This window comes from Desertibaculum subflavum, assembly GCA_003576705.1.
Lineage (GTDB): Bacteria > Pseudomonadota > Alphaproteobacteria > Ferrovibrionales > Ferrovibrionaceae > Desertibaculum > Desertibaculum subflavum.
In genome coordinates this window covers 13,901-26,872 of sequence record QOZS01000030.1, presented here as the reverse complement: position 1 = coordinate 26,872, position 12,972 = coordinate 13,901, and the positions used below count along the sequence as shown (strand labels likewise).

Here is a 12,972-nt window from a genome sequence, read left to right as displayed (position 1 = left end):
CATGGATCGCGCAAGCTTGTAGTGCGTTAGTCCGTCGACGTGCCTATTTGAGGTTGCTGTGACCCTGACGGTTCCGCACATCAACGCCGTGGCGACCGCCGTGCCGCCCCATCTGCTGCATCAATCCGAGGTGGCGGCGCGCGCCGGCAGCGTGTTCACCGGCCGGGGTTTCGACCGGATGCGGCCGGTCTACGCCCATGCCGAGATCGCGACCCGCCATTCCTGCGTGCCGATCGAATGGTACGAGCAGCCGCACGGCTTTGCCGAGCGCAACCGGCTCTACATCGAGAACGCGCTCGATCTGCTGGAGCGCGCCGCGCGGGACGTCCTCGCCCGTACCGGCCTGACCGCCCGGGATGTCGACGGCATCGTTCTCGCCTCCACCACCGGCATCGCGACGCCGAGCCTGGACGCCATGCTGATCGACCGCCTCGGCCTCAAGCGCGAGGTCGAGCGGCTGCCGATCTTCGGGCTGGGCTGTGCCGGCGGCGTGCTCGGTCTCGCCCGCACCGCCGCGCTGGCCAAGGCGCGGCCCGGCACGCGCTGGCTGTTCCTGGTGGTCGAGCTCTGCGGCCTGACCTTCCGCCATGGCGACCAGTCCAAGAGCAACGTGATCGCCACCGCTCTGTTCGGCGACGGCGCCGCCGCCTGCCTGTTGAGCGCCGATCCGGTCGGCCCCGCGGTCGCCGGCTGGGGCGAGCATACGTTCGAGGCGAGCCTCGACGTGATGGGCTGGGACGTCGCGGATGACGGGCTGAAGGTGGTGTTCTCGCGCGACATCCCGACCCTGGTGCGGAACGATCTCGGCCAGCTGATCACCGGCTTCCTCGCCCGACAGGGTCTCGGCCTCGGCGACATCGCCGAGTTCTGCTGCCATCCCGGCGGCGCCAAGGTGCTGGATGCCCTGGAAGACGTGCTGCAGGTGCAGCGTGGCGGCCTGGTCCGCTCGCGCGACGTGCTGCACCGGTTCGGCAACATGTCGGCTGCGACCGTCCTGTTCGTGCTGGCCGACAGCCTCGCCGCCGGCGCCGACGGCTGGCGCCTCCTCACCTCCATGGGGCCGGGCTTCACCACCGGCTTCCTGCTGCTGGGCGGCGGTTGAGCCTGTTCCATCTCGTGCTGGGGCTGGTCGTGCTGCAGCGGCTGGCCGAGCTTGTCCTGGCCGCGCGCAACACCCGGCGGCTGCGGGCTCAGGGCGCGGTCGAGGTCGGCGGCGGCCACTATCCCTTGATCGTCGCACTGCACGCCGCCTGGATTGCCGCCCTGGCGCTCCGGGTGCCTGCCGATGCGCCGGGGTCCTGGCCGTTGCTCGGACTGTTCCTCGTGCTTCAGTTCGCCCGGGTGTGGATCATCGCCAGCCTCGGCCCCTATTGGACCACGCGCATCATCACCCTGCCCGGCATGCCGCTGGTGCACCGCGGGCCCTATCGCTGGCTGCGTCATCCGAACTATGTGGTGGTCGCGCTGGAGATCGCCGTGCTGCCGCTGGCCTTCGGTGCGGTCTGGATCGCCGCCGCGTTCTCCGCCCTCAATGCCGCGCTGCTCTGGCATCGCATCCGTGTCGAGAACGCAGCGCTGGCCGGCCGCTGACGGGCTTGCGCGACCCGTCCCGGCATGGGATGGAGAGCCCGACTCAAGCGGGAGGAAAGGCATGCGTCTCGACGGCAAGGTGGCGATCGTGACCGGCGGCGGCTCGGGCTTCGGCGAGGGCATTGCCCGGCGCTTTGCCGAGGAAGGCGCCAAGGTGGTGATCGCCGACATCAACCTGAAAGGCGCCAAGGGCGTCGCCAAGATGATCGAGACGGCCGGCGGCAAGGCGCTGGCGGTCAATTGCGACGTCACCAGGAAGGCCGATTGGACCAAGCTGGTGAAGGACGCGACCAAGGCGTTCAAGCGCATCGACATCGTGGTCAACAATGCCGGCATGCCGCAGCGCGCGGCGCCCATGCTCGGGACCGACGAGAAGACCTTCGACAAGATCTTCGCCGTCAATGTGAAGTCGATCTACTGGTGCGCACAGACCGTGCTGCCGGTCATGCGGAAGCAAGGCGGCGGCTCGATCGTCAACATCGCTTCGACAGCGGGCGTGCGGCCGCGGCCGAACCTGGTCTGGTACAACGCTTCCAAGGGCGCGGTGATCACCATGACCAAGTCGATGGCGGTGGAGCTGGCGCCAGAGAAGATCCGCGTCAACGCACTGAACCCGGTGGCCGGCGACACGCCGATGCTGGCGGCGTTCATGGGCGGCAAGGACACACCCGATATCCGCGCCCGGTTCATTTCCAGCGTGCCGATCGGCCGCCTCTCGACGCCGCGCGACATCGCCAATGCGGCGCTCTACCTCGCCTCCGACGAGGCCGAGTTCATCACCGGCGTCTGCATGGAAGTGGATGGAGGCCGGTGCATCTGAACGCCACGCTCACTTCGATCGGGCGGATCGAGACGCCGTTCGCTTCGCCGGGCGACTGCCCGCGCAACGGCCGCGCGCTCGATCCGGCGCCGCTCTGCCGCGTGCATGTCGATCCGGCCTTCCAGCCGGGGCTGCAGGGCATCGACGGATTCAGCCACCTGATCCTGGTCTATTGGCTGCATCTTGCGGAGACGCCGGACCTTGTCTTCACGCCGCCATTCGACGCCCGGCCGCGCGGGGTGTTCGCGACGCGCTCGCCCCGCCGGCCGAATCCGATCGGCTTGTCAGTCGTCGCGTTCGAGGGAATGGAGGCGCCGGGCGTGCTGAAGGTGCGCTATCTCGATTGCGTCGACGGCACGCCGCTCATCGACATCAAGCCCTATCTCAGGACCACCGATGCCGAGCCGGAGGCCGCGATGGGCTGGCTCGGGGCGCGGCCCGAGGGTAAGAACCCGGCCGCATGACGGCCCCCCTCCTCGCGCTGACCGACATCCATCTGACCTTCGGCGGCACCCCGCTGCTGGAAGGCGCCGGCTTTGCCGTCGGCACGGGCGAGCGCCTGGCGCTGGTCGGCCGCAACGGGTCCGGCAAGTCGACCCTGCTCAAGATCGCCGCCGGCCTGGTCGAGCCGGATCGCGGCGAACGCATCGCGCAACAAGGCATCACCATCCGCTATCTCCCGCAGGAGCCCGATCTTGCCGGGCACGCTACGGTCGCCGCCTTTGTCGAGGCGGGGCTCGGCCCGAACGACGACCCGCACCGGGCGCGCCAGCTGCTGCAGGCGCTCGGCCTCACCGGCGACGAGGCGCCGCAGCGCCTCTCCGGCGGCGAGGCGCGCCGCGCGGCGCTGGCCCGCGCCCTGGCGCCGGAGCCCGACATCCTGCTGCTCGACGAGCCGACCAATCATCTCGACCTGCCGGCGATCGAATGGCTGGAGCGGACCCTGCAGCAGAGCCGCTCAGCCCTGGTGCTGATCAGCCACGACCGGCGCTTTCTGCAGAACCTGTCGCAGGCCACGGTCTGGCTCGACCGCGGCATCACCCGCCGTCTGGACCAGGGCTTCGCCGGATTCGAATCCTGGCGCGACGAGATCCTGGAGCGCGAGGAGACCGAGCGGCACAAGCTCGACCGCCGCATCGAGGCGGAGACCGAGTGGTCGCGTCAGGGCATCTCCGCCCGCCGCAAGCGCAACCAGGGCCGCCTGCGCGCGCTCACCAGCTTGCGCGAGACGCGCCGGTCGGAGCGGCGCGCCGCGGGCATGGTGAAGATGTCGGTCAGCGAAGGCGAGCTTTCCGGCAAGCTCGTGATCGAGGCGACCAACATCGCCAAGCGCTTCGGCGAGCGCGCCGTGGTGCGCGACTTGTCCTTGCGCGTGCAGCGCGGCGACCGGATCGGCATCGTCGGACCGAACGGCGCCGGCAAGACGACCTTGCTCGGCCTGCTCACCGGCACGCTGGCGCCGGATACCGGCACCGTCCGGCTCGGCGCCAACCTGCAGGTGGTCACGCTGGATCAGCGCCGCGCCGCGCTCGATCCGGGCTGGACCTTGGCCCAGGCCCTGACCGACGGCGCCGGGGATACGGTCGTGGTCGGCGGCCAGCGCCGCCACGTGGTCAGTTACATGAAGGATTTCCTGTTTCCGCCGGAACAGGCGCGCACGCCGATCGGCGTGCTGTCGGGCGGCGAGCGCGGCCGGCTGATGCTGGCCCGCGCGCTGGCCGCCCCGTCCAACCTGCTGGTGCTGGACGAGCCGACCAACGACCTCGATCTCGAGACGCTCGACCTGCTGCAGGAGATGCTAGGCGACTATCCGGGCACGGTGCTGCTGGTCAGCCACGACCGCGACTTCCTCGACCGCGTGGTCACCTCGACCCTCGCCTTCGAGGGCGACGGCCGTTGGACCGAATATGCCGGCGGCTATTCCGACATGCTGACGCAGCGCGGCGAGCCGGCGGCGGCGCCGGCAAAGACGGCGAAGCCGAGGAGCGAGGCCGCGGCACCACGGCAGAGCACCGGCCCGAAGCGCCGCCTCGGCTTCAAGGAGAGCCACGCGTTGAAGACCTTGCCCGGCCGGATCGAGAAGCTGCAGGCGGAGATTGCCGCGCTGCAGGCCAAGTTCGCCGATCCGACGCTCTACGCCCGCGATCCCGACGGCTTCACCAGGACCGCCGCCGCCCTGGAGACCGCCCGCGCGGCGCTCGCGGCCGCGGAAGACGAGTGGCTCGCCCTCGAGCTGCTGCGCGAGGAGATCGAGGGCTGACCGTCAGGCGGCGAGGAAGGCCCGCGCCTTGGCGAGGAAGTCGTCCAGCCGGTCGTGGTGCACCCAGTGGCCGGCGCGCTCGAAGGAGACCACCTCGGCGTTCCTGAAGTTCTTGATGCGGCCGTCCTCCTGCGGGTTGGAGGCCCAACTCTCCTTGCCATAGACCATCAAGGTCGGGCAGGTGATGCGCGACCAGAGATGCTCCATCTCTGCCTGCGTCATGTCGTAGGGCGGCCAGGCGCGGACATAATTGTCGAACTTCCAGCTATAGGTGCCGTCCTCGTTCTGGTTGACGCCCTGCACAGTGAGATGGCGCGCCTGCTCCGGCGAGAGGTGCTTGTTCTCGCCCTGCATGCGCTTGAAGGCCTCCTCGATCGAGGCGTAGCGCCGCGGCAGCCGGCCGGACAGGCCGCGCTGCTCGTCGATCCATTCCTGCATGCGCTGGTCGATGGTCTTCTTCTGCCGCTCGGCGATCAGCTTCGGCGACGGGCCGAGGCCCTCGATCGAGATCAGCTTCTTGACGTTCTCCGGATAGATGCCGGCATAGCGCAGCGAGATGTTGCCGCCGAGCGAATGCGCGAGGATGGTGACTGGCGCCAATTTCTGTTGGTGGATCAGCTGGGCCAGATCGTAGATATAGCCCGACATGCCGTAATTGCCGTCGGGCGACCATTGGCTGTCACCGTGGCCGCGCAGGTCCGGCGCGATGATGTGCCATTCATGCCGGAGCGCCGTCGCCACCCAGTCCCAGTTGCGGCAATGGTCGCGCCCGCCATGCACCAGCAGCAGCGGCGGTGCCGAGGGATTGCCCCAGTCGACATAGTGCAGCCGCAGGCGCTGGGAGAAATAGGTGTGGGAAGTGGGGCCGGGGGTATCGTCGGTCATGCTTCGTCTCGCTGTTCACGTCACGGCGGCGCGTTGGCGATGCTCTAGCCGATCATAGGCCCGGCTGACCAGCACCTCGCGCAGGGCCTCGGCCGCGTCCCACAGGTCGACATAGCGGAGATAGAGCGGCGCGAAGCCGAAGCGCATCACGTCGGGCTCCCGGAAATCGCCGATCACGCCGCGCGCGATCAGGGCCTGCATCGCGGCATAGCCTTGCCCGTGCCGGAACGAGACCTGGCTACCGCGTCGTGTCGCCTCGCGCGGGCTGGCAAGCGTCAGGCCCTGGCCGGCACAAGCATCTTCCACCAGCGCAATGAACAGGTCGCCCATGCGCATCGACTTGGCGCGGAGCGCGCCCATGTCCATGCCGGCGAAGGTATCGACGCCGCATTCCAGCGCGGCGAGCGAGAGGATCGGCGGCGTGCCGCAGATCGCGCGGGCGATGCCCGGCGCCGGCCGGTAGCCGTCCTCGAAGGCGAACGGCTCGGCATGGCCGAGCCAGCCCGAGAGCGGCTGGCGGAAGCCGGCATGGTGGCGCGCCGCGACATAGAGCCAGGCCGGCGCGCCGGGCCCGCCGTTCAGGTACTTGTAGCCGCAGCCGACGGCGAGATCGGCGCCGGCGGCCCCCAGATCCACCGGCAGCGCGCCGGCCGAATGCGAAAGGTCCCACAGCATCAGCGCGCCCCTGGCCTGCGCGGCGCGGGTCAGCGCCGTCGCATCATGCATGGCGCCGGTCAGGTAGTTCACATGGGTCAGCATGACGACCGCAGTGTCGTCATCCACCGCGGCGCCGATCCGTGCCGCAGGGACGCGCCGCAGCCGATAGTCCGGGCCGAGCTGGCCGAGCAGGCCTTCGGCGATGTAGATGTCGGTCGGGAAGTTGCCTTCCTCGGTCAGAACGGTTCGCCGGCCCGGACGCAGCCCGATCGCAGCGGCGAGCAGCTTGTAGAGATTGATCGAGGTGGAATCCGCGACCGCCACTTCCCCGGCGGCGGCACCGATCAGGTGCCCGATCTTCGTCGCGACACGCACCCCGAGATCGATCCAGCCGGCCTGGTTCCAGCTGCGGATCAGCCCCTCGCCCCATTCATGGCCGACCACCTCGGCAAGGCGTCGGCCGGTCGCCCGCGGCAGCGCGCCGAGCGAGTTGCCGTCGAGATAGATCACGCCGTCCGGCAGCGCGAAATCGGCGCGGCGCGCGGCCAGCGGATCGTCGGCGTCCAGGCGGGCAAGATCGGCGCGGCTCATCGTCATGTGCGGTTCGCTCTGCTCAGGTCAGGCCGGCGGGCGCCGGCACGGCAAGCGCCTCGCGCACCGCGCGCGCGAGCCCGGCGCGGGTGAACGGCTTCGACAGCAGCCGCAGGCCGGGATCAACCCGGCCGTGCTGCAGGATCGCGTCGCGCGTATAGCCCGAGATGAACAGCACCTTGACGTCCGGCTGCTGCTGCGCGGCGATCTCCGCCACCTCGCGCCCGCCGACGCCGCCCGGCATCACCACGTCGGTGACCACAAGATCGAAACGCTGGCCGGCGCGCAGGATGCCGCGGGCGATGACGCCGTTCTCGGCCAGGGTGACGTGATAGCCGAGCTCGCGCAGCTGGGTCGCCGCGAAGCCGCGCACCATGTCGTCGTCCTCGACCAGCAGGATCCGCTCGGCCCCGCCCTCGACCTGGCCGGGCTCGGGCGTGGCCGGTTCCGGCGCGGCCTCCGCCGTATGTCGCGGCAGATAGAGCCGCACCGACGTGCCGCGGCCGACCTCGCTCACGATCTCGGCATGGCCGCTGCTCTGCTTGACGAAGCCGAACACCATGGCGAGGCCGAGCCCGCTCCCCTTGCCCGGCTCCTTGGTGGTGAAGAACGGCTCGAAGGCGTGCGCCACGATCTCGGGCGGCATGCCGTGGCCGGTATCGGTCACCGCCAGCATGACATAGGCGCCGACCGCGAGATCGGGATGCCGGCGCGCGAAGGCGGCATCGACCATCAGGTTGGCCGTCTCGATGGTCAGGCGGCCGCCTTCCGGCATGGCGTCGCGCGCATTCAGCACCAGGTTGAGGATGGCGCTTTCGAGCTGCGACCGGTCGACGAAGATCGGCCACGGCTCCGCCACCGGTACGGTCTGGATGTCGATATCCTCGCCGATGGTCCGCTGCAGCAGGCCCATCATGCCGCCGACCAGCCGATTGACGTCGATGGCGACCGGACGCAGCGCCTGGCGCTGCGCTACGGCGAGCAGGTCGCGCACCAGCTCGGCCGCGCGGTCGCCCGCCGAGCGCGCCATCTCGGCCAGCTGATGGTCGAGCGTGCCCGGCTGCAGGCGCCGCTGCAGCTTGTCGTTGCTGCCGATGATGACGGTGAGCAGGTTGTTGAAATCATGCGCGATGCCGCCGGTGAGGAGGCCGATCGCCTCCATCTTCTGCGCCTGCAGAAGCTGCGCCTCGGCGGCGCGCCAGCCGGTGATGTCGAGCGTCGCCACCAGGATGGCGGGCCGGCCGTCGAAGCGGATGTCATGCGTCGCGGTCAGCACGTCGAGCACCCGGCCCCCGCGGGTGCGCAGGCGCCATTCGCTCTCGCGGTGGCCGGTGCCGCGATGCGCCTCGATCGTGTGGACCATACGCCGTGCATCCTCCGCCAGCGCAAGATCGACGACGCGCATGCGCAGGAACTGGTCGGGCGTGTAGCCGTAGACCTCGACGGCGCGGCGGTTGACCTCGAGGAAGCGCAGGCTCTCGACGTCGTACACCCACATCGGATTCGGGTTGTTGTCGAACAGCTGGCGAAAGCGGTCCTCGCTCGCGCGCATCGCCTCGACCGACCAGGCGGTCTCCCGCACCTTGCGGGCGATGATCACGCCGGCCACGATCAGCACAATGGCGAGCAGGACGGTGACCGCGGCCTGGCGGTACCAGCCGGCCAGCACCGAATCGCGGCCGAGCCCGATGGTGATGAGCGCCGGCAATGTGCGCAGGCGCTGGAAGCTCAGCACGCGCCGCTCGCCGTCCAGGCTGCTCACGATGTCGAAGGTGCCGCTCTCCTTGCCGGCGCGAGCCGCCTCGATCACCGGCGAAGGCCTGACCTCGCGGCCGAGCGTGTCGATCAGGCCGGGCACGCGCGACAGCACGCGGGCGCTGCGGATGTCGATCAGGCCGACGATGGTGGGGTCGTCGTATTCCAGCGCGTTGTGAAAGCCGGTGAGCAGCGCCGGATCCACTTCGGTTGCGATGGCTCCCAGGAATTCGCCGGTCTCCGCGCGGATCGGCATGGCGATGCGGATCGCGGGACGGTCGTCGAGCGTCGCGACGGGCGGCGGCGGTTCGATATGCACTTCGCGCGCCGCCCCGCCGACCAGGGCGAGAAAGTACGGCTGGTCGCCGACCAGCGCTCCGGCCACCGGCGGCGGCGCGCCGTAACGCACCCGGCCCGACCGGTCGATCACCATGAGGCCGCGGACATTGGCGAGCGACTTCGCCACGGTGGCAAGATAGCCGTCCACCGCCGTGGCGCCGCCGGCCAGCCCCGGGTCAAGCCGCCGGGAGAAGTCGGCAGCATCGGTCATCGCGGTGAGAATCTCGTCGAAGGCGGTGTCGGTATCGTCGGCCAGGACGCGGGCAAGCACGCGCGACAGGCGCTCGCCCTCGGCAATCGCCGCCTGATAGGTGAACCACAGGAAAATGCCGCAACCGGCGCCCAACGCGACGCAAAGCAGCACCGCGCCGACAAAGGTCCGCATCAAGCCGAGCGGCGGCCCGCGGCGCCCTGTCATCGGCCAATGGCTGTCGCGCATCGCTCGACTTCACATTGATCGATAATCACCGCCTGCCACACTATCACCGGCGCCACCCCCGGAAAGGCCGAAAGATGCTGCTGTTAACCTCTTGCGGACCGTGCCGACAATCCCGCGGCCCGACGCTTGCGTGTTGCCGGTGACCACGATCCACAGCATCGGCCATTCCAACCATCCGATCGAACGGTTCATTGGCCTGCTGCAGGCGGCCGGGATTCGCCGGCTGGCCGATATCCGCTCGGTGCCCGCTTCGCGCTTCTGCCCGCAATTCAACGGCAAGGCGCTGGCGGCGTCGCTCGGCGCGGCCGGCATCGACTATGTCTGGCTCGGCGACCGCCTTGGCGGCAAGCCGAAGGACCCGGCCCTGCTCCGCGCGGGCAAGCCTGATTACCCGAAGATCGCCGCCTCGGCATCGTTCCGCGACGGCCTCGACACGATCGTCGACCTGGCGACGGAAGCACCGCTCGCGATGATGTGCGCCGAGCGCGCGCCGCTCGACTGCCATCGTACGCATCTCGTCGCGCCGGCGCTGGCGGAACGCGGCGTCGAAGTGATCCACCTGCTGGCCGACGGCACCGCGCAGCCGCATCGCGAGCTGAAGCTGATCTGATCGGAAGCAGCTCGGTTCAGAATCCGGGCATGGTCAGCACCGCGGCGCCGGTGAGCCGGCCGGCGCGCAAGCGGTCGAGTGCCGCGTTCGCCTGCGCCAGCGGCACGCGCTCGGTCTCGGTGCGGATCGGCACGTGCTCGGCCAGCGCGAAGAAGCCTTCGCCATCGGCGCGCGTCAGGTTGGCGACCGAGACGATCTCGCGCTCCTGCCACAGGATCGAATACGGAAAGCTCGGGATGTCACTCATATGGATGCCGGCGGCGACGACGCGGCCGCCTTTGGCGACCGCGCGCAAGGCCGCCGGCACCAGCGCGCCCACCGGCGCGAACAGGATCGCGGCATCGAGCGGGTCCGGCGCCGGCGCATCCGACGGGCCGGCCCAGACGGCGCCGAGCGAGAGCGCAAAATCCGCCGCCGCGGCATCACCCGGCCGCACGAAGGCATAGACCTCGCGCCCCTCGGCGCGGGCGATCTGCGCCACGATATGGGCGGCGGCGCCGAAGCCGTAGAGTCCCAGGCGCCGCGCGTCGCCGGCCTTGCGTAGCGCGCGGTAGCCGATCAGGCCGGCGCAGAGCAGCGGCGCGGCGGCGACGTCGTCGTACCGGTCGGGAATGGCGAAGCAGAAGCGCGCATCCGCGACGGTCCATTCGGCATAGCCGCCGTCGATGGTGTATCCCGTAAACCCGGGTGCATCGCACAGGTTCTCGCGGCCACCGCGGCAGAAGGTGCACGTGCCGCAGGCGCGGCCGAGCCAGGGCACGCCGACGCGGGCACCGACGGCGAAGCGGTCGACGCCGGGGCCGAGCGCCGCCACTTTGCCGACGATCTCGTGCCCGGGGATGAGCGGCAGCTTCGGGTCGGGCAGCTCGCCGTCGACCACGTGCAGGTCGGTGCGGCAGACGGCGCAGCAATGCACGCGGATCAGGATCTCGCCCGGGCCCGGCTGCGGCACCGGCAGGTCGCGCAGCACCAGCGGCGTGCCGGGCCAGTCCAGCTGCATCGCCTGCATGCGTCTACAGCCAGCTGAGCTCCCGGCCATGCGCGGCCTCGAATGCCGCGATCTCGGCCGCATGGCCGAGCGTGAAGCTGATGTCGTCCTGGCCACGCAGCAGGCAATCCTTGCGGAAGCTGTCGATCGGGAACTTGTCTACGATGCCGTCGGGGCCGGCCAGCGTCTGGGCGGCGAGGTCGACCGTCATTGTCGCGCCGGGCTGCGCCGCCAGCAGTGCCCGCAGCGTCGCCGCGCGCTCCTCCCCCACCACGATCGGCAGCACACCGTTCTGATAGCAGTTGTTGTGGAAGATATCACCGAAGCTCGGCGCCACGAAAGCGCGGAAGCCGTTGTCCTTGAGCACCGAGACGGCGTGCTCGCGCGACGAGCCGCAGCCGAAATTGCGCGCCGCCACCAGGATGGCGGCGCCGGCATATTCGGGCCGGTTCGGCGGAAAGTCCGGCTTGAGCTGCTTCGCCGCGTCGCGCCGGATGTCGTGGAACAGGCCGAGCTTCGCCTGCTCGCGCGGCAGCGCCAGGAAGCGCGCCGGGATGATCTGGTCAGTATCGACATTCGACATGTCGATCGGCACCGCGACGGCGGTCAACTTGGTGAAGGGCTCCATCAGGCGGCTCCCAGCTTGCGCACGTCGGTGAACCGGCCGGTGACCGCCGCGGCCGCGGCCATGGCCGGGCTCATCAGATGCGTGCGGGCGCCGGGTCCCTGGCGGCCGACGAAGTTGCGGTTCGAGGTCGAGGCGCAGCGCTGGCCGGCATCCACCGTGTCGCCGTTCATGCCGACGCACATGGAGCAGCCGGGCTCGCGCCATTCGAAGCCGGCATCGCGGAAGATGCGGTCGAGCCCTTCCGCCTCGGCCTGGCGCTTGACCAGGCCGGAGCCCGGCACGGCCCAGGCGCGCACCACGGCGCGCCGGCCCTTCGCCACCGCGGCGGCGGCGCGCAGGTCCTCGATGCGGGCATTGGTACAGGAGCCGATGAAGACGCGATCGACAGCGATATCGGTCAGCTTCTGGCCGGCCTTGAGGCCCATATAGTCGAGGGCGCGGCGCACGCCTTCCTGCTTCACCGCATCGCTGTAGGACGACGGATCCGGCACCGTGGCGGTCACCGGCGCCGCGTCTTCCGGACTGGTGCCCCAGGTCACCATCGGCGCGATGGCATCGCCGTCCAGGGTCACCTCGGCATCGAACATGGCCCCCGGATCGCTCGGCAGGCCGCGCCAGAAGTCCATTGCCTTGCGCCACTCATCACCCTTCGGCGCGAAAGGCCGACCTTCGAGATAGGCGAAAGTCTTCTCGTCCGGCGCCACCATGCCGGCGCGGGCGCCGGCCTCGATCGACATGTTGCAGAGGGTGAGGCGGCCTTCGATGGAGAGACCGCGGATCGCGGCTCCGGCATATTCGAGCACATGGCCGACGCCGCCGCCGGCGCCGATCCTGGCGATGATGGCGAGGATCACGTCCTTGGCCACGATGCCGGGGCCGAGCCTGCCGTCGACCGTGATGCGCATGGTCTTCGGCTTCTTCTGCCAGATCGCCTGCGTCGCCATGACATGCGCGACCTCGGAGGCGCCGATGCCGAAAGCGAGCGCGCCGAGCGCGCCATGCGTCGCGGTGTGGCTGTCGCCGCAGACCATCAGGAGCCCCGGCTGGGTGATGCCCTGCTCCGGTCCGACCACGTGCACGATGCCGCGGCGAGGATCGCCGAGGCCGAACAGCTGCACGCCCTCGCGCGCCGTGTTGGCGACGATGGCATCCACCACGCGGCGGCGGATCGGGTCGTCGATCGCGTCGATCGATTCCGCCGCGGTGGAGGTGAAGTGGTCTGGTGTCGCGAAGTGGCGGTCGGGTCGCCTCATCTTGATGCCGCGGGCGGCGAGCTTCTCGAAGGCCTGCCAGGAGCCGTCATGCAGCAGCTGGCGGTCGACATGGAGCAGCGTGTAGCCGTCCGGCCGCGCGATCACCACGTGGCGGCGCCAGATCTTCTCGAACAGGCTGAGGGCTTCTGCCATAACG

Annotated in this window: 12 protein-coding genes; 6 read left to right on the top strand and 6 right to left on the bottom strand. The window is 69.9% G+C overall.

Features of this window, described 5'->3' with window-relative positions:
- The first annotated feature begins 58 nt into the window (after nt 1-58).
- The 5 genes from DT074_RS16370 to DT074_RS16350 all read left to right on the top strand — a co-directional run bounded on the left by DT074_RS16370 (nt 59) and on the right by DT074_RS16350 (nt 4,670).
- Complete coding sequence (locus DT074_RS16370) at nt 59-1,102, top strand: type III polyketide synthase (protein ID WP_119420929.1); 1,044 nt, start codon at nt 59-61, stop codon at nt 1,100-1,102.
- Nucleotides 1,099-1,590 carry an isoprenylcysteine carboxyl methyltransferase family protein gene (locus DT074_RS16365; RefSeq protein WP_119420928.1) on the top strand — a complete coding sequence of 164 codons (492 nt, stop codon included), beginning with the start codon at nt 1,099-1,101 and terminating at the stop codon, nt 1,588-1,590. Before DT074_RS16370 ends, DT074_RS16365 begins: the two co-directional genes overlap by 4 nt.
- Nucleotides 1,591-1,651: 61 nt before the next feature.
- Nucleotides 1,652-2,410, top strand: a complete 759-nt coding sequence (locus tag DT074_RS16360; protein ID WP_119420927.1) for a glucose 1-dehydrogenase — start codon at nt 1,652-1,654, stop codon at nt 2,408-2,410.
- Nucleotides 2,401-2,874, top strand: a complete 474-nt coding sequence (tsaA, locus tag DT074_RS16355; protein ID WP_368744719.1) for a tRNA (N6-threonylcarbamoyladenosine(37)-N6)-methyltransferase TrmO — start codon at nt 2,401-2,403, stop codon at nt 2,872-2,874. The genes DT074_RS16360 and tsaA overlap by 10 nt, the downstream gene beginning before the upstream one ends.
- Nucleotides 2,871-4,670: an ABC-F family ATP-binding cassette domain-containing protein gene (locus tag DT074_RS16350; protein ID WP_119420926.1), complete on the top strand. Its 1,800-nt coding sequence runs from the start codon at nt 2,871-2,873 to the stop codon at nt 4,668-4,670. The genes tsaA and DT074_RS16350 overlap by 4 nt, the downstream gene beginning before the upstream one ends.
- A 3-nt stretch (nt 4,671-4,673) precedes the next feature.
- Here the strand turns inward: DT074_RS16350 and DT074_RS16345 are convergent, their stop codons facing one another.
- Genes DT074_RS16345 through DT074_RS16335 form a run of 3 tightly spaced genes read right to left on the bottom strand, consistent with a single transcriptional unit; the run spans nt 4,674 to nt 9,336 of the window.
- Nucleotides 4,674-5,555 (bottom strand): alpha/beta fold hydrolase, encoded by an 882-nt coding sequence (locus tag DT074_RS16345; protein WP_119420925.1) that lies wholly within the window; start codon nt 5,553-5,555, stop codon nt 4,674-4,676.
- 15 nt (nt 5,556-5,570) lie between these two features.
- Nucleotides 5,571-6,809, bottom strand: a complete 1,239-nt coding sequence (gene kynU, locus DT074_RS16340) for a kynureninase (RefSeq protein WP_119420924.1) — start codon at nt 6,807-6,809, stop codon at nt 5,571-5,573.
- Nucleotides 6,810-6,825: 16 nt separating this feature from the next.
- Nucleotides 6,826-9,336, bottom strand: a complete 2,511-nt coding sequence (locus DT074_RS16335) for an ATP-binding protein (protein ID WP_119420923.1) — start codon at nt 9,334-9,336, stop codon at nt 6,826-6,828.
- Nucleotides 9,337-9,475: 139 nt separating this feature from the next.
- Between DT074_RS16335 and DT074_RS16330 the strand changes: the two genes are divergently transcribed.
- The gene (locus DT074_RS16330; RefSeq protein ID WP_162914953.1) at nt 9,476-9,946 is read left to right on the top strand and encodes a DUF488 domain-containing protein; all 471 of its coding nucleotides are present in this window, start codon (nt 9,476-9,478) and stop codon (nt 9,944-9,946) included.
- Nucleotides 9,947-9,962: 16 nt separating this feature from the next.
- Here DT074_RS16330 and DT074_RS16325 read toward each other — a convergent pair whose 3' ends face one another.
- Genes DT074_RS16325 through leuC form a run of 3 tightly spaced genes read right to left on the bottom strand, consistent with a single transcriptional unit; the run spans nt 9,963 to nt 12,968 of the window.
- Complete coding sequence (locus tag DT074_RS16325) at nt 9,963-10,955, bottom strand: zinc-dependent alcohol dehydrogenase family protein (protein ID WP_119420921.1); 993 nt, start codon at nt 10,953-10,955, stop codon at nt 9,963-9,965.
- Nucleotides 10,956-10,959: 4 nt separating this feature from the next.
- Entirely contained in the window at nt 10,960-11,562 is a 603-nt protein-coding gene (gene leuD, locus DT074_RS16320; protein WP_119420920.1) for a 3-isopropylmalate dehydratase small subunit, read from the bottom strand.
- Complete coding sequence (gene leuC / locus DT074_RS16315) at nt 11,562-12,968, bottom strand: 3-isopropylmalate dehydratase large subunit (RefSeq protein ID WP_119420919.1); 1,407 nt, start codon at nt 12,966-12,968, stop codon at nt 11,562-11,564. The genes leuD and leuC overlap by 1 nt, the downstream gene beginning before the upstream one ends.
- Between the last annotated feature and the right edge of the window lie 4 nt (nt 12,969-12,972).

Coding starts and splice junctions, on each gene's coding strand:
- DT074_RS16360 (WP_119420927.1), top strand. CDS start 1,652: ATGCGTCTCGACGGCAAGGTGGCGATCGTGACCGGCGGCGGCTCGGGC.
- DT074_RS16350 (WP_119420926.1), top strand. CDS start 2,871: ATGACGGCCCCCCTCCTCGCGCTGACCGACATCCATCTGACCTTCGGC.
- DT074_RS16345 (WP_119420925.1), bottom strand. CDS start 5,555: ATGACCGACGATACCCCCGGCCCCACTTCCCACACCTATTTCTCCCAG.
- kynU (WP_119420924.1), bottom strand. CDS start 6,809: ATGACGATGAGCCGCGCCGATCTTGCCCGCCTGGACGCCGACGATCCG.
- DT074_RS16335 (WP_119420923.1), bottom strand. CDS start 9,336: ATGCGCGACAGCCATTGGCCGATGACAGGGCGCCGCGGGCCGCCGCTC.
- DT074_RS16325 (WP_119420921.1), bottom strand. CDS start 10,955: ATGCAGGCGATGCAGCTGGACTGGCCCGGCACGCCGCTGGTGCTGCGC.
- leuD (WP_119420920.1), bottom strand. CDS start 11,562: ATGGAGCCCTTCACCAAGTTGACCGCCGTCGCGGTGCCGATCGACATG.
- leuC (WP_119420919.1), bottom strand. CDS start 12,968: ATGGCAGAAGCCCTCAGCCTGTTCGAGAAGATCTGGCGCCGCCACGTG.